Origin of the sequence: Streptomyces sp. NPDC004667 (assembly GCF_040609475.1) — a bacterium.
Classification (GTDB): domain Bacteria; phylum Actinomycetota; class Actinomycetes; order Streptomycetales; family Streptomycetaceae; genus Streptomyces.
In genome coordinates this window covers 1-15,959 of record NZ_JBEXKC010000073.1, presented here as the reverse complement: position 1 = coordinate 15,959, position 15,959 = coordinate 1, and the positions used below count along the sequence as shown (strand labels likewise).

General features: G+C 73.8%; 10 protein-coding genes. 1 reads left to right on the top strand and 9 read right to left on the bottom strand.

Annotated features, from left to right (window positions below; genetic code table 11):
- Positions 1–42: 42 nt before the first annotated feature.
- The 6 genes from ABZW32_RS30600 to ABZW32_RS30575 form a co-directional block, all read right to left on the bottom strand.
- Positions 43–2,292: a xanthine dehydrogenase family protein molybdopterin-binding subunit gene (locus ABZW32_RS30600; protein WP_356222068.1), complete on the bottom strand. Its 2,250-nt coding sequence runs from the start codon at positions 2,290–2,292 to the stop codon at positions 43–45.
- Positions 2,293–2,372: 80 nt separating this feature from the next.
- Complete coding sequence (locus ABZW32_RS30595) at positions 2,373–4,955, bottom strand: 2Fe-2S iron-sulfur cluster-binding protein (RefSeq protein WP_356222018.1); 2,583 nt, start codon at positions 4,953–4,955, stop codon at positions 2,373–2,375.
- Complete coding sequence (locus ABZW32_RS30590; RefSeq protein ID WP_266839312.1) at positions 4,952–5,791, bottom strand: FAD binding domain-containing protein; 840 nt, start codon at positions 5,789–5,791, stop codon at positions 4,952–4,954. Before ABZW32_RS30590 ends, ABZW32_RS30595 begins: the two co-directional genes overlap by 4 nt.
- Before the next feature lie 466 nt (positions 5,792–6,257).
- On the bottom strand, positions 6,258–7,907 hold the full coding sequence (locus ABZW32_RS30585) for a beta-N-acetylhexosaminidase (RefSeq protein ID WP_356222016.1): 1,650 nt from the start codon (positions 7,905–7,907) through the stop codon (positions 6,258–6,260).
- A gap of 220 nt (positions 7,908–8,127) precedes the next feature.
- Positions 8,128–8,412: a DUF3039 domain-containing protein gene (locus tag ABZW32_RS30580; protein ID WP_007264396.1), complete on the bottom strand. Its 285-nt coding sequence runs from the start codon at positions 8,410–8,412 to the stop codon at positions 8,128–8,130.
- Positions 8,413–8,441: 29 nt separating this feature from the next.
- A complete protein-coding gene (locus ABZW32_RS30575) occupies positions 8,442–9,002 on the bottom strand; it encodes a YqgE/AlgH family protein (protein WP_266577096.1) in 561 nt (186 codons plus the stop codon).
- A 274-nt stretch (positions 9,003–9,276) separates the two neighbouring features.
- Between ABZW32_RS30575 and murA the strand changes: the two genes are divergently transcribed.
- Positions 9,277–10,614, top strand: a complete 1,338-nt coding sequence (gene murA / locus ABZW32_RS30570; protein ID WP_030239179.1) for a UDP-N-acetylglucosamine 1-carboxyvinyltransferase — start codon at positions 9,277–9,279, stop codon at positions 10,612–10,614.
- A 276-nt stretch (positions 10,615–10,890) separates the two neighbouring features.
- On the opposite strand, the gene ABZW32_RS30565 is transcribed toward murA, so the two are convergent.
- The 3 genes from ABZW32_RS30565 to ABZW32_RS30555 form a co-directional block, all read right to left on the bottom strand.
- Complete coding sequence (locus ABZW32_RS30565; RefSeq protein ID WP_007264399.1) at positions 10,891–11,172, bottom strand: HU family DNA-binding protein; 282 nt, start codon at positions 11,170–11,172, stop codon at positions 10,891–10,893.
- Between the two features lie 342 nt (positions 11,173–11,514).
- Positions 11,515–12,939, bottom strand: a complete 1,425-nt coding sequence (locus ABZW32_RS30560) for an NAD-dependent malic enzyme (protein ID WP_280915258.1) — start codon at positions 12,937–12,939, stop codon at positions 11,515–11,517.
- A 466-nt stretch (positions 12,940–13,405) separates the two neighbouring features.
- Complete coding sequence (locus ABZW32_RS30555; protein ID WP_356222011.1) at positions 13,406–15,712, bottom strand: UvrD-helicase domain-containing protein; 2,307 nt, start codon at positions 15,710–15,712, stop codon at positions 13,406–13,408.
- Positions 15,713–15,959: the final 247 nt, after the last annotated feature.

Here is a 15,959-nt window from a genome sequence, read left to right as displayed (position 1 = left end):
CCGGCCCAAGTTCGGGTTGCACGTGCAATGCGGGTCACACGGTTACGAGTTGGACGCCGCCACCGCCGCCGATGGCCGGATCGGGATCCTGTTCACGGGCCGGCCCGTCGCCGCGCGGACCGCCGACGCGACCGCCGCCGGGGTGGTCACCACCGGTACCGCGCTCGCCGCCTTCGCGCCGAACGGGGCCACCACGTCGCGCTCCTCCACCAGCCGGACGATGCGCACCGCCGGGGCGTCGAGGGAGGTCGGCAGGGCGTAGCCGGTCAGGTCGGGGTGGCGGACCAGGCCCGCGACCGAGCGGAGGTTCTCCGTCAGTGCCGCGCCCACGCCCTGGGTGACGCCCGCTTCGATACGGGCCTCCAGCTGGCGGGGGTTGAGGATGCGGCCCACGTCCTGGGCGACCGCGAGTTCCACGACGCGTACCGAGCCCAGCTCGATGTCCACGTCGACCACCGCGCGGATCGCACAGAAGGCGAGCCCGACGAACGCGTCGCCCTGGCCGTCCGCGTCCAGCGGTTCCGTCGGGTGGGGGCGGCACTGGGCCGTCGCCCAGAGCTCCTTGCCCTCGATCGCCTCCGCGACCGTCGTCGAGAAGGCGCCGTCGTAGGAGGTGATCCGGCCGTCCTGGATCTGCAGGAGTTCCGTGGACATGCCCAGCTTGTGGGCCATCGGCTGGAGGAGCTGCGTGCGGACCATCTTGGCCGCGCGCTCCACGGCGCCGCCCGAGACCCAGGTGTGGCGGCCGTGCGCCGACGGGCCCGCCGGCGGCTGGTCGGTGTCGACGGGGGCCATCGCCACCTCGTCCACGCCGAGGACCTCCTGGACGATCTGACGGGCGAGGGTCGCGAAGCCCTGCCCGGTGTCGACGGCCGCGCAGATGACGGTGGCCGTGCCGCCGATCACCTTCACCGTGGCCGTCGAGACCTCGTCCGCGCCCTCGGCTCCGAGCATGTGGACCATGCCCACGCCGTAGCCGACCCCGCGTCGCACCGCGCCCGGTTCGCCCGCGCCCTCGGGGCCGCCGGGCAGCAGCCACTCCTCCTCCGGGGTGTCCTTCGGGAGGGAGGGCAGCGGGAAGTCGCGTACGGAACGCAGGAGTTCGGCGACGGGGGCCGGGCAGGTGACCGTCTGGCCGGTGGGGAGCAGGTCGCCGGTGGCGAGGGCGTTGCGCAGGCGCAGTTCCGCGCCGTCGATGCCGAGGGCGGCCGCGAGCTTGTCCATCTGGCCCTCGTAGGCCGCGCACACCTGCATGGCGCCTTCGCCGCGCACGTGGCCGGACGGGGGGTTGTTGGTGCGGACCGCCCAGCCCTCCACGAAGGCGTGCGGGACGACGTACGGGCCGCACGCGAACGCCACCGCCGCCGCGAGGGATTCCGCGGAGGAGTCGGCGTAGGCGCCCGCGTCCATCAGGATCTGGGCCTCGACCTTGACCAGCCGGCCCTCCGCGTCCGCGTGGTGGCGGTAGCGCAGCAGCGTCGGGTGGCGGTGGGCGTGGCCGAGGAAGGACTCCTCGCGGGTGGCGGCCAGCTTCACGGGGCAGCCGGTGCGCAGGGCCAGGAGACCGAGCGGGAGCTGGAAGGCGGGGTCCTCGCGGTCGGCCGTCGCGCCCGGCACCCCGGTGACGACGACGCGGACGCGGTCCGGGTCGAGGCCGAAGCAGGCGGCGGCGAGGTCGCGGTCGGTGTGCGGGTCGGTGGAGGCGGTGTAGATCTCCACCCCGCCGTCGGGGCGGGGCACCGCGAGGCCGGCCTCGGCGCCGATGGGGGCGGGGTCCTGGCGGCCGATCCGGTAGAGGCCCTCGACCACCACCTCCCCCGTCGCCTCGGGGTCGCCGTAGCGCAGCGGGATGTGCCGGATCAGGTTGCCGTCCGGGTGGAGGGGGGCTGCGCCGAAGGACTGCTCGGGGTCCGTGACGGCGTCCAGCAGCTCGTACTCGACGGTGATGGCGGCGGCCGCGAGGCGTGCGGTGTCGGGGTGGTCGGCGGCGACGGCGGCGATGGGCTCGCCGTGGTGGCGGACCACGTCGTGGGCGAACACCGGCCGGTCGGCGATCCGGCGGCCGTGCGTGGTCGCGCCGGGGACGTCGGCGTGGGTGATCACGGCGCGGACGCCGGGCATCTCGGCCGCGGCCGAGGTGTCGATGGACAGGATGCGGGCGTGGGCGTGCGGGGACCGCAGCACGGCCGCCCACAGCAGGCCCTCGGCCCACAGGTCCGCGGCGTACGGGAAGGTGCCCTCGGTCTTGGCGCGGACGTCCGCCGAGGGGACGGAAGCGCCGATTCCGCTCATGCGCGGCGACGTCGGCTCCCCTTCCGCCGCGGCACCGACCGTGGTGACGGCGGTCGTCGCCGTGGCCGCGTCCTGCCCGCTCACGCCATGCCTCCGTTGTGGTGGATCCCGTGGATGCCCTGGATGTCCTGGATGTTCTGGATGTCCTGGCTGCCGAGGGTGTCGTGGCCGCCCTGGATGCCCTGGCCGCCGAAGGTGTCGTGGCCGCCGCCGATGGCTCCGTGGCCGCCGAAGGCGTCGTGGCCGCCGTGGGTGTCGTGGCCGCCGTGGACGTGCTGCCCGACCTGGTGCGGGTCGTGCCCGACCTGGTGCGGGTCGTGGCCGGCGTGGTGCGGGTCCTGGCCGGCGTGCTGCTGGGAGTCGTGGAGGCCGGGGATGCCCTGGCCGCCGCCGTAGGTGTCGTGGACGCCGGGGAAGACCTGGTCCCCGCCGAGCGTGTCGTGACCGCCGTGCAGGACCTGGCCGCCGCCGAGCGTGTCGTGGGCTCCGGGGAAGACCTGGCCGCCGCCCATGGTGTCGTGACCACCCTGGAGGACCTGGCCGCCGCCCAGGGAGTCGTGGACGCCGGGGAAGACCTGGCCGCCGCCCAGGGTGTCGTGGCCGCCGTGCAGGACCTGGCCGCCGCCGCCCTGCATGTCGTGACCGCCGTGCAGGGCCTCGCCCCCGGCCGGCGTGTCGTGGCCGCCGTGGGCTCCGTACGCTCCGGGGCCGCCGTGGACGCCGCCCTCGCCGGGCGGCGCCTGGTGCGGGATGCGCGGTTCGGCCGCGGCGGGCTCCCCGGCGGCGGTCGTCGCCGCGGCCTCGGCCGCCGTCGCCTCGCGCTCCGCGACGACCTCGCGGACCGCCTCGACGACGCCCTTGTAGCCGGAGCAGCGGCAGAGGTTGCCGCACAGCGCCTGCCGGGTCTCCAGGTCGCTGGGGGCGTGGTTGCCCTCCAGCAGGTCGTGGATGGTCATGGCCATGCCCGGTACGCAGAAGCCGCACTGCACCCCGCCCGACCTGCACAACGCCTCTTGCACGTCCGACAGTTGCCCGCCGGTCGCGAGACCCTCCACGGTGCGGACCTCGCTGCCCGCCGCCGTCGCCGCGGGGACGAGGCAGGAGGCGACGAGCCGTCCGTCGACCTGCACCGCGCAGGCTCCGCACTCGCCCTGCGAGCAGCCGTCCTTGGCGCCGGCCAGGCCGAGGCGCTCGCGCAGCACGTACAGGAGCGACTCGCCGATCCAGGCGCCGGTGACGGGCCGGTCGGCGCCGTTGACGCGCAGGACGTAGGAAGCCGCCGGGTGCTCGTGATGGGCGACGGCGGGAAGTCCCTCTTCCTCGTACGTCGCCTCCCGCATCGGCGCCCCTTCGCCACCGCCCTCGTCCGGGGGTGTCACAGCGCTGTCGGCGGTGTCCTCACCCGGCACGCCCGCGGCCCCCGCTTCGGCGACGGGTTGAGGGTCGGAATCGGGGTGGGGGTCGGAATCGGGGTGGGAGTCGGAATCAGGATCGGCAGCGGCCTGCTCGGGGACGGCGGCCGGTGCCGCCTCCGCGAAGCCCCGCTCCTGCTCCCGCTCCGGTTCCCACTCCTGGCCGTGCCCGTACCCGTGCCCGGGTTCCTGCCCGAGCCCCTGCTCCGGCGGCCCCACCGGCCCGGTCTCCGCCTCGGCCTCCACCGGGCGCGGCCGCTGCTCCTCGACCGGCGGCTGCGCCGGGCCGTGGGCGGCGTCGATGTCCGGGGCGGCGTGCAGCACGCCCTCCGGCTCCGGGCCGGGCTGCGCGTAGCCCTCCGGCAGCGGGGTCCCGACCCCGGGCCCGCCCAGCACCCTCGGGCCGCGTCCCGGCGCGTCGGCCCCGGGCCCCTCGCCCGGCAGCACGCCGGAGCTCATCAGCGTCTCGGCCCCGAAGGCACCGCCCGCCACACCGGCGCCCGCGGCCGGCACCCCCGGCTGCGCCCACGGGGCCGCCGCCCCGCCGGGCAGGGTCGCCGGAGCCTGGCTCCAGTCGGCCGCCCCCACGCTCCCGTCGGCCGCGAACCCGTCGGGCGTAAAGCCGTCGGACGGGAACCCTTCAGCCGTATAGCCGTCGGCCGCATACCCGCCGGCCGCGAACCCGTCGGCCGCATACCCGCCGGCCGGGAACTCGCCCGTCCCCTGCTGCGGTTCACCGACCGTCGGCAGGGTCCACTGCCCGGTGGCCGCCGGCTCGTCGGGCTGGTGCACCGCGTCGGGGAACTGCCACTCGGCCGTCGCCCCCTGGTCGTGCTCCCCGCCCGCGCCGCCCCCGGCTCCGGCGACGCCGCCCGCGGGCTCCGCGTAGGCCGCCGCCACCGACGGCGGCAGCGGGATGGAGGCCGGGATCGGCCCCCGCGCCGGTTCGGCCGGAGCCCGGTCCGCGCCCGCCTCGGGCCACTGCACCGGCATCGTCCAGGTGCCCGTGGCGCTGGGGTCCGCACTGGCCGAGCCCAGCGGCACGATCATCGGCGGCGGCACGTACCCGTGGCCGGGCGCGGCGAGGGGTTCCCCGTTGTCGAGGGCGTCCAGCATGTCCTGCGGCAGCTTCACGAAGGCCGTGGCCTCGGAGTCGTACTCGCCGCCCTGCGGCACCGGCTCCCAGCCCCAGCCGTTGCCCGCGCCGCCCGCGTTCCCCGTCGTTCCGCTCACGTTCTCGTTCTCACTCATGAGGTCAGCGCCCTCCCCAGGGCCCTGCGCGCCAGCACGGCCACCGTCCGCCGCAGATGCAGTACTCCGGAGGACACCGGTTCCCCCTGGTCGGGCACGCAGGCGGCCGCGACGTACTCGCCGAAGGCCTCCAGCGCCTCGGGGGCCAGGCTGCGGTCCCCGTCCCAGTCGATCAGCGAGGCCACCCACTGCTCGGCCTCCAGCGGCCGCAGCGGCATCGGGGCCACCGCGCCGATGGCGCACCGCACGCCCCGGCGCGCGGGATCCAGCACCAGCCCCACGGACGCCACCGCGCGGCCCGGCCCGGTACGTCCGGTGGCCTTCAGGAAGACCTGCGGCGCGTGCAGCAGCGGAACGCGCACGAAGCCGATCAGCTCGCCCGGCCGCAGCATCTCGCGCCCGGCGAGCAGGTGGGAGACCGGGATCTCGCGCGAGCCGTCGGGGCCGACGATGACCAGGACTGCTTCCAGCGCCGCCAGCACGGGCAGGGCGTCACCGGTCGGCGCGGCCGTCGCGATGTTCCCGCCGAGGGTGCCGGCGTTGCGGATCTGCGGCGGGCCGGCGGCCCGGGCGGCGGCGGCGAGCGCGGGGATCAGAGCGGCGAAATCCGGCCGTCCCATCCGGGCGTGCGTCAGTCCGGCGCCGAGCAGCGCGTGCCCGTCCTGGTACTGCCAGCCGCGGATCTCGTTGATGCGTCCCAGGCCGACCAGCGCGGCGGGGCGCAGCAGCCCGGCGTTGACGGCGGCCATGAGGTCGGTGCCGCCCGCCACGGGCACGGCCGCGGGCATGGCGGTGAGCGCCGCCACGGCCTCGTCGAGCGAGGTCGGCAGCGTCACGGACTGCGCCGTTTGGGCCGCTTGCGGTGGTTGCGACCCCTGAGTCGAATGCGATGCGTGCGGTGCGTGCGTGGTCAACCCAGCTGCCCCTTCCCGATGTCCCGGTCCCGGCGCTCACGCCTGTCCGCCGTACGGTACGTGCTCACCGCCGGGACGTGGCAACTCTGGCACATCTTCGGGACCGCCCCGCGCGAGGGTCTCCCCGGCGCCTCCGCCGGGCCGAACCCCCGGGCGCGGCCCGTACGGCGGCCGGGAGGAGCCGCGGGGTGCCGCCCGCGGCCCGGCCGCGCACCCCGCCCGCACCCTGCCCGGACGCCGCCGGGCGCCGCCTCGCACCACCTGTTTCCCCTACCTCCCGAACGCCCGTTTTCCCCCGTATCGCTCTGGTTCGAGGCAGAGTTCCAAAGGTTTCCGAAGAGTTCCGCTTCCGGTCAACGACGGCGGGGCGGGCGGCACGCCCCCCGGGTCACACGATCGGGGGCGCGCCCTCCAGCGGACGTCCCGGCACCCCCGGCCGACGCTGCCACGGCAACGGTCCCGCCGGTGGCCGGTAGTCGACGCCGAGGGCGTCGAGCCGCGCGTAGTGCGCCGCCATCCGGGCCTCGAAGCCCTCGTAGTCCCTGGATTCCGGTTCCGGCAGCCGGGACCACACCGTCTCCGCGAAGGCGGCCAGCCGCGGAAACACCTGGTAGTCGACGCGGGCCTGGTTCTCCATCACCTCGGTCCACACGTTGGCCTGCGCGCCCAGTACGTGGGCGGCGGCCTCCGCGGAGAGCTTTGGCGGGACCGGCTCGAAGCGGTAGACGTCCTCCAGCGAGCGCACGTACCCGATGGGCATCGGCTCGTCCGGGCCGTCCGCCTGACGGTGGTCCAGGTACACGTGCTGCTCGGGGCACATCACCACGTCGTGTCCGGCCTCGGCCGCGGCGATCCCGCCCCCGTAGCCGCGCCAGGAGGAGACGACGGCGCCGTCCGCCAGCCCGCCCTCCAGGATCTCGTCCCAGCCGACGAGCCGGCGCCCGCGCGCGGCGAGCCAGCCGTCGAAGTGCCGGATGAACCAGGCCTGGAGCCCGTCCTCCCCGTCCACCCCCAGTTCCCCGATCCGCTCCTGGGCCGCCGGGGAGGCGCGCCACTGCGCCTTGGGGCACTCGTCGCCGCCCACGTGGACGAAGGGCGAGACCTGCGCCGGGAACAGCTCCAGGACCTCCTCGAACACTCCCTCGTAGAAGCGCAGTACGTCCTCGGTGGGGGCGAGCACGTTCTCGTTGACGCCCCAGTCGTCCCACACGCCGAGCGCGGCGGTGTCCACGACGTCACGGTTGCCCAGCCCGGGGTAGGCGGCGATCGCGGCCTGCGCATGGCCCGGGACGTCGATTTCGGGGACCACCCGCACGTGCCGCTCGGCCGCGTACGCGACGATCTCGCGGATGTCGTCCCGGGTGTAGAAACCGCCGTGCGGGGTCTCGTTCCACAGCGGTGAGGCCCGGTGCCCCCAGCGGCTGCGCGCGCGCCAGGCACCCACCTCGGTGAGCCGCGGGTAGCGGGCGATCTCGATCCGCCAGCCCTGGTCGTCCGTCAGGTGCAGGTGGAGCACGTTCAGCTTGTGGGCGACGAGGAGGTCGATGTACCGCAGCACCCCGTCCTTGGGCGTGAAGTGCCGGGCGACGTCGAGCAGCATCCCGCGCCAGCCGAAGCGGGGGGCGTCGGCGACGGTGACGTACGGCAGGCTCCAGCCGGGCCGGCCGCCGGGCCCGGCCAGCGGCGCCCTGCGGTACGCGGCGGGCCCGAGCAGCTGACGCAGCGTCTGCGCCCCCCAGAACAGCCCGGCGGGGGAGGCGCCCGTCAGCTCCACCCCGTCCGCGGCCACGGTCAGCCGGTAGGACTCCGGCCCGTCGGCCTCCGCGCGCCCGGGGTCGACGGCCAGGCGTACGTCGCCCCGCGCGCCGGGCCCCGCGGCCGGCAGCTCCCACCCGGTGGCGGCGCCGACCTCGCGGCGCAGCCAGCGCGCGACCCCCTCGGCGCCGGGTCCGGCGGCGAGCACCGGCTGCGGGCCGAACGCGTAGCGCCGGCCCTCCTCGTCCACGGTGGCGTCCTGCGGTACGGGGATCAGGTCCATGCGTCAGCCCTTCGCGGCAGCGAGCCTGTTGCACCCTGCGCAACGCTCGTTTCGCAGCGTGCTCGTCGGGCCGACCCTAGCCCGCCCCCGGGGCACGCAAAAGGCCCCCGGGCGCGATAGCGCGCACCGAGGGCCTCCGCCTCGACGGTCGGGACTTCCGGCCCCGGGACCACCGGCCCCCGGAGGGACCCGGCGCCGGCACCCGGGTCACCGGACCCGGTTACTTGTCCTTGCCGCCCTTGTCCTTGTCGCCGCCGGCGCCCATGGATTCGTAGATCTCCTTGCACATGGGGCACACCGGGTACTTCTTCGGGTCGCGGCCCGGCACCCAGACCTTGCCGCAGAGCGCGACGACGGGGGTGCCGTCGAGCGCGCTCGCCATGATCTTGTCCTTCTGGACGTAGTGGGCGAAGCGCTCGTGGTCGCCGTCGCCGTGGGACACCTGCGGCGTCGGCTCTACGAGGGTCCCCGTACCAGTCCCGCGCTCGGGCTCAAGAGTGCTCATGAAATCCAGGGTACTGAACCCCGCCGGGGTCAGTTCAGCGACGGGTCGTCCAGATAGGTGGCGACCATCGCGAGCTCGCTGCGCTGGCGGCGCAGCACCGCCCGCCACAGCCGTTCGGGGTCGGGGAAGGAGACGTCCCCGGGTTCGGAATCGACCACGTACCAGGCGCCGTCGCCCAGCTCGGCCTCCAGCTGGCCGGGACCCCATCCGGAGTAGCCGGCGAAGATGCGCAGGCCGCCGAGGGCGGCGGCGAGGAGCTCGGGCGGGGTCTCCAGGTCCACGAGGCCGATCGCACCGTGCACGCGGCGCCAGCCCAGCGGCCCTTCCTCGCCCGGGATCACGGCGACCCCCAACGCGGAGTCCAGCGCGACGGGGCCGCCCTGGAAGACCACGCCCGGGTCGCCGGCGAGCGGCGCCCACGGCAGCAGGATGTCGCGGACGTCCACCGGGGTCGGCCGGTTGAGGACCACGCCGAGGGAGCCCTGCTCGTCGTGGTCGAGCAGCAGCACGACCGCGCGGTCGAAATTCGGGTCCGCGAGGGCGGGGGTGGCCACGAGCAGCCGCCCTGTGAGGGAGGACACCTCGGTCATGCGGACATGATCTCGCACAATCGCCCTCCGGGGGGAGCGGACGGCGGCAACGGATCACGCGCAGCTCAGGGCGCACGGCGGCAGAGAGGAGCGCGCGCCGCCACAGCCCCGGGAACGACCCCCGGAACGCGACACTCCGCCACCTGTCGCACACGCAGGGTGCTGTACCGAATTCATGACAGTCCTACGGCCACGTCGGCCATACAAACAAGGGGGTAGTGACCCTTACCCTTTTCACTGATCCCCTGCCCATCCTCTCCGGAACGCGAGATCCATGACCGGCAACGATGTCCTGCTTGTCCACGGCGGAACCCCGCTCGAGGGCGAGATCCGTGTCCGCGGCGCGAAGAACCTCGTGCCGAAGGCCATGGTCGCCGCCCTGCTCGGCAGCGAGCCGAGCCGGCTGCGCAATGTTCCCGACATCCGTGACGTGCGGGTCGTGCGCGGGCTGCTCCAGCTGCACGGCGTGACCGTGCGGCCCGGCGAGGAGCCGGGCGAGCTGATCCTCGACCCGACCCACGTCGAGAGCGCCAACGTCGCCGACATCGACGCGCACGCGGGATCCTCCCGGATCCCGATCCTCTTCTGCGGCCCGCTGCTGCACCGCCTCGGCCACGCCTTCATCCCGGGCCTCGGCGGCTGCGACATCGGCGGCCGGCCGATCGACTTCCACTTCGACGTGCTCCGCCAGTTCGGCGCGACCATCGAGAAGCGCGAGGGCGGCCAGTACCTGGAGGCCCCGCAGCGCCTGCGCGGATGCAAGATCCGCCTCCCCTACCCGTCGGTCGGCTCGACCGAGCAGGTCCTGCTGACGGCCGTCCTGGCCGAGGGCGTGACCGAGCTCAGCAACGCCGCCGTCGAGCCGGAGATCGAAGACCTCATCTGCGTCCTGCAGAAGATGGGCGCGATCATCTCCGTCGACACCGACCGCACCATCCGCATCACGGGTGTGGACCGCCTGAGCGGCTACAACCACAAGGCGCTCCCGGACCGTCTGGAGGCCGCCTCCTGGGCGTCCGCGGCCCTGGCGACCGGCGGCAACATCTACGTCCGCGGGGCGCAGCAGCGCTCGATGATGACCTTCCTGAACACGTTCCGCCGGGTCGGCGGCGCGTTCGAGATCGACGACGAGGGCATCCGCTTCTGGCACCCGGGCGGCCCGCTGAAGGCCATCGCGCTGGAGACGGACGTGCACCCCGGCTTCCAGACCGACTGGCAGCAGCCGCTGGTCGTCGCCCTGACGCAGGCGTCGGGCCTGTCGATCGTGCACGAGACGGTCTACGAGTCCCGGCTCGGCTTCACCTCGGCACTCAACCAGATGGGTGCTCACATCCAGCTGTACCGCGAGTGCCTGGGCGGCAGCGCGTGCCGGTTCGGCCAGCGCAACTTCCTGCACTCGGCCGTCGTCTCCGGCCCGACCAAGCTCCAGGGCGCCGACCTGGTCATCCCCGACCTGCGCGGCGGTTTCTCGTACCTGATCGCGGCGCTGGCGGCCGAGGGCACCTCGCGCGTGCACGGCATCGACCTGATCAACCGCGGCTACGAGAACTTCATGGAGAAGCTCGTCGAGCTCGGCGCCAAGGTCGAACTGCCGAACGGCGACCTCGTCTGAGACGGCTTCCGGTCCGGATCCTGAGACCCGACGGGGGTCCCGGTCCGGACCGATCCCTTCCGGGGCCCCACAGGGCCCTGGAAGGGCCCGTGAGGCCCTCCTGGGGGCCCCGCAAGGGCCGGACGAGGCCCGGGTACGGCCCTGGTACGGCCGAAGCAAGACCGAAGCAAGACCGAAGCAAGACCGAAGGGCGGCCACCCCCGTGGGGTGGCCGCCCTTCGTCGTACGTACTACTGCCGTCCCGAGGACCTGTGCGGCCCTCGGCACAAGGGCGTACTACTTGCCCTTGGCGGCTTCCTTGAGCTTGGAGCCCGCGGAGACCTTCACGCTGTAGCCGGCCGGGATCTGGATGGGGTCGCCGGTCTGCGGGTTGCGCGCGGTGCGAGCGGCACGGTGGGTGCGCTCGAAGGTCAGGAAGCCGGGGATGGTGACCTTCTCGTCGCCCTTGGCGACGATCTCGCCGACGGTCTCGGCGAGCGCGGCCAGAACGGCGTCGGCGTCCTTGCGGGTCACCTCGGCGCGCTCGGACAGAGCGGCCACCAGCTCACTGCGGTTCATGTTGTACTCCCGTGTTCAACTTGCCTTAGAGGCGTGAGATCGAAGCCGATGCTGCCAGGGCCCTCGGACAGTCCCCGGACCCGGGTCTGAACGTCAGACCCTCTCGCCCGGTTACGCATCCTGCCCCCACCAGCGGCGGGAAAGCCAATCCGGCACCCGCCAGGGTCACACGAAAAGCGCCACAGTCACGCCGCGGTGACGCTCCGTCCGCATCGGAGGCTTCGGCGGTCCCCCGGGCCGGGTGGACCCGTCGGACCGTCGTGGATGCGGACCGCGGGCCACGCGGGCATCCCCGCAACCCTAGAGGCGCCCTGCCCGGCCCGCACCCCGCGACGCGCCGGATCAGACGGACGTGGGCGCCGTCACAGGAGCGGAGGCGGCCTTGCGGACCGCGCCGGCGACCGCGCCCGCGACCTTGTCGTTGAAGACGGACGGGATGATGTAGTTGGCGTTCAGCTCGTCCTCGCCGACGACGTCGGCCAGGGCGGTCGCCGCGGCCAGCATCATGTCGGTGTTCACGGTCCTCGACTGGGCGTCGAGGAGGCCGCGGAAGACACCCGGGAAGACCAGCACGTTGTTGATCTGGTTCGGGAAGTCGGAACGGCCGGTGGCCACCACGGCGGCGGTCTGACGGGCGACGGCCGGGTCGACCTCCGGGTCCGGGTTCGCGAGCGCGAACACGATGGCGCCCTCGGCCATGGCGGCGACGTCCTCGCCGGACAGCACGTTCGGGGCGGAGACGCCGATGAACACGTCGGCGCCGACCACGGCCTCCTTCAGGGTGCCGGTGTACCCCTCGGGGTTGGTGTTGTCGGCGATCCAGCGCAGCGGGGAGTCGGGGGCCGCGTCGACGAGGTCGGGGCGGTCCGCGTGCACGACGCCGTGGATGTCGGCGCTGACCGCGTTCTTGACGCCGGCCGCGAGGAGCAGCTTGAGGATGGCGGTACCGGCCGCGCCGGCGCCCGACATGACCACCTTGACATCGCCAACCGCCTTGCCCACCACGCGAAGTGCGTTGGTCAGGGCGGCGAGGACGACGATGGCGGTGCCGTGCTGGTCGTCGTGGAAGACGGGGATGTCGAGGGCCTCGCGCAGGCGTGCCTCGATCTCGAAGCAGCGCGGCGCGGAGATGTCCTCCAGGTTGATGCCGGCGAAGCCCGGGGCGATGGCCTTGACGGCGGCGACGATCTCGTCGGAGTCCTGGGTGTCCAGGCAGATCGGCCACGCGTCGATGTCGGCGAAGCGCTTGAAGAGGGCCGCCTTGCCCTCCATGACCGGCATGGCGGCCATCGGGCCGATGTTGCCGAGACCCAGCACGGCGGAGCCGTCCGTCACGACTGCGACGGTGTTGCGCTTGATGGTCAGGCGCCGGGCGTCCTCGGGGTTCTCGGCGATCGCCATGCACACGCGGGCGACGCCCGGGGTGTAGATCATCGAGAGGTCGTCACGGTTGCGGATGGGGTGCTTGGACGACATCTCGATCTTGCCGCCGAGGTGCATCAGGAAGGTTCGGTCCGAGACCTTGCCGAGGCTGACGCCCTCGATGCCGCGCAGCTTCTCGACGATCTCGTCGGCGTGCGCGGTGGAGGTGGCGGCGATGGTGACGTCGATACGGAGCTTCTCGTGACCGGACGCGGTCACGTCGAGGCCGGTGACCGAGCCCCCCGAAGACTCCACGGCGGTGGTGAGCTGGGAGACCGCGGTTCCGCTCGCGGGCACTTCCAGGCGGACCGTCATCGAATACGAGACGCTGGGCGCCGTTGCCATGGCCGTGTTCCTCTTCTGTCCCTGATTTCGCTGTACACGGGCCCGCACACGGCGAGCGTGGACGGACCCGTTGTCCGATCGTCCCACCTACCAGCCGGTACAAGGTAACCAGCTACAAATTTCGGAAGAACACTTCCACCATACGAGATACCAGGGGCCGGTGGAATGGTGGGTTGATACGAAACAGGTCCGCGCCCCCCACTGGGTGGAGGGCGCGGACCTGGTGTTCCCACTAAGACTGACGACACCGACCCGCCATGCTCGCCTCGCGGCAAGTGGTCGCTCTAGGCGACGAAGGTTGGGCCCGGGGGCTTGGATCGAGCCGGTGTCGTACCCAGGCTAACAAAGGATCGCCGGATGTGATCCCCCCTCCGACGAGTCCGTCTCGCGGCTCACGCGCCTGGCCGCGGGCCATCCGGCCCCACCGGGGCCCGGCGGGGCCCGCCGGGCGCCGCGGACGGGCCCGTCAGGGGCGCAGCAGCTCCGGTACGCCGTCCTCGCCCGGCCGGTCGCCCGCCGCCGAGACCACCGTCAGCTGCTGCGTCGCACGCGTCAGGGCCACGTAGAGCACGCGCAGGCCCGCCGGGGACTCCTCGGCGATCTCCGCCGGGGAGACGACCACCGTGGCGTCGTACTCCAGGCCCTTCGCCTCCAGGCTGCCCAGCGCCACCGCCCGCCCGCCCAGGTCCGCGAGCCAGCCCGCGGCCTCCGCGCGCCGGTCCATGGCCACGACCACGCCGACCGTGCCGTCCACCTGCTCCAGCAGCCGCCGCGTCTCCTCGCGGACCGCCGCGCCCAGGTCGTCCCCGGCCGCCGTGAAACGGGGCTCCAGACCGGTGGAGCGCACCGCGGTCGGAGGCTCCATGCCGGGCGCCGCCAGCTTCAGCACCCGGGAGGCCACCTCGGCCACCTCGGCCGGGTTGCGGTAGTTGACCGTCAGGGTGAACCGCCTGCGCGGGCGGCGCCCCAGGGCCTCGTCACGGGCGGCGGACGCCTCGTCGGGGTCCGTCCACGAGGACTGCGCCGGGTCGCCGACCACCGTCCAGGTGCCCGAGCGACCGCGCCGGCCCACCATCCGCCACTGCATCGGCGTCAGGTCCTGGGCCTCGTCCACGATCACGTGCGCGTACTCGGTGCGCTCGGCCGCGATCCGCTCGGCCCGCTCCCACTGCGTCTCCTCGCGGGTCGGCATCAGCTCCTCCAGCCCGCTGAGCTGGTCGAGCGGATCCATCTCCCGCTTGCGCTTGGGCCGTGCGGGCGCGCCGAGCAGCTGGTGGAGCTCGTCCAGCAGGGCCACGTCGTGCACCGACAGGGGCCCCTTGCCGTCCGGGCCGACCCGGCGCAGGGAACGGGCCAGCTGGCGGGTCTCGCGGGGGTTGAGGTCCCGGCGCGACCAGCGGCCCAGGCGCCGCTCGTCGGCCATCGAGGCCAGCACCTTGCGCGGGGTCAGCTCCGGCCACCAGGCGTTCAGGAAGGCGATGAAGTCGTCCTCGGTGGAGATGTCCTCGTCGAACGCGGAACGCAGCTCGGCGGCCAGCTCCGGGTCGCTGTGCCGGCCCGACTGGCCGGACTTCGCGTAGAGGGCGTCGAGCAGCAGCTTGCGGGCGCGCGGGCGCAGCAGGTTCACCGGGGCGGTGCCGCTGAGCACGGTCTGGCGGATCCGGTCGAGCTCGGGGGCCTCCAGCTCCTGGCGCCGTCCGAAGGCCACGACGCGCAGCCGCTCGGGGGCGTTCCCGAGCTCCAGCGCGCCGCGCACGGCCTTGCGGAGCACCTTGAGCATCCGGGAGGAGCCCTTGATCCGCGCCACCGGCGGGTCGTCGTACGTGGTCGCCTCGGCCCCGTCGACGAGGGAGCCCAGCGCGCGGATGGCGACCTGGCCCTCCTCGCCGAGGGAGGGCAGGACGCCCTCGGTGTAGGCGACGAGCAGCGGCGTCGGGGAGACGATCAGGATCCCGCCGGAGTAGCGGCGTCGGTCCTGGTAGAGCAGGTACGCGGCCCGGTGCAGGGCGACGGCCGTCTTCCCGGTGCCGGGCCCGCCGGCGACCTCCGCGACGGAGGCGGCGGGAGCGCGGATCACCAGGTCCTGTTCGGCCTGGATGGAGGAGACGATGTCCCGCATGGAGTGCGTACGGGCCCGCCCGAGCGCGGCCATCAGGGCGCCGTCGCCGATGGCGGGCAGCTCCTTGCCGTCCAGGGTGGCGGTGAGCTCGGGGCGCATCAGGTCGTCCTCGACGCCGAGCACCTTGCGGCCCTTGGAGCGGATCACGCGACGGCGCACGACGCGGCCGGGGTCCTTGGGCGTGGAACGGTAGAACGGCGCGGCCGCCGGGGCGCGCCAGTCGATGACGAGCGGCGCGTAGTCGGTGTCGAGCACGCCGATCCGCCCGATGTGCAGGGTCTCGGCGATCTCGGCGGTGAGGTCGGGGCGGATCGCGTCGTCGGCGGGCTCGACGGAGGTGTACGCGCCGTCGGGACCGCGCTCGCCGTCCTTCCCCAGCACGAGGTCGATCCGCCCGAAGAGGAAGTCCTCGAACTCGTTGTTCAGCCGGTTGAGGTGGATCCCGGCGCGGAAGACCTGCGCGTCGCGCTCGGCGAGGGCGCCGGGCGTGCCGACCTGCCCCCGCTTGGCGGCGTCGTTCATCAGGAACTCGGCCTCGTGGATCTTCTCCTCAAGGCGTCGGTACACCTGATCGAGGTGCGTCTGCTCGGCCGCGATCTCCCGATCGCGGACGGAATCCGCCGTGCTGTCGACAGCGGCATTCTGCGCGGCCACCAAGGCCCCCTTCTGACGTGCATGGGCGACCGTCAACCGTACGCGAACCCGGGCCCTGTCCGCACGCCGGTTCCGCGCGCCGGACGAATCGGGATGGTTCGTCCGGGGGGGGGCGGGGGGCGGCGGGACTCGACCTGGCCCGGATCAGAGAGGGGCTGGGGGTTTCCCGTCAGTCTCACTGTCCTTCCGTGTCGGGCCGGGCTGTCAAGGGCGCTCCCTGCGGTCGCGTCGCTTCGCGATGGCCTTC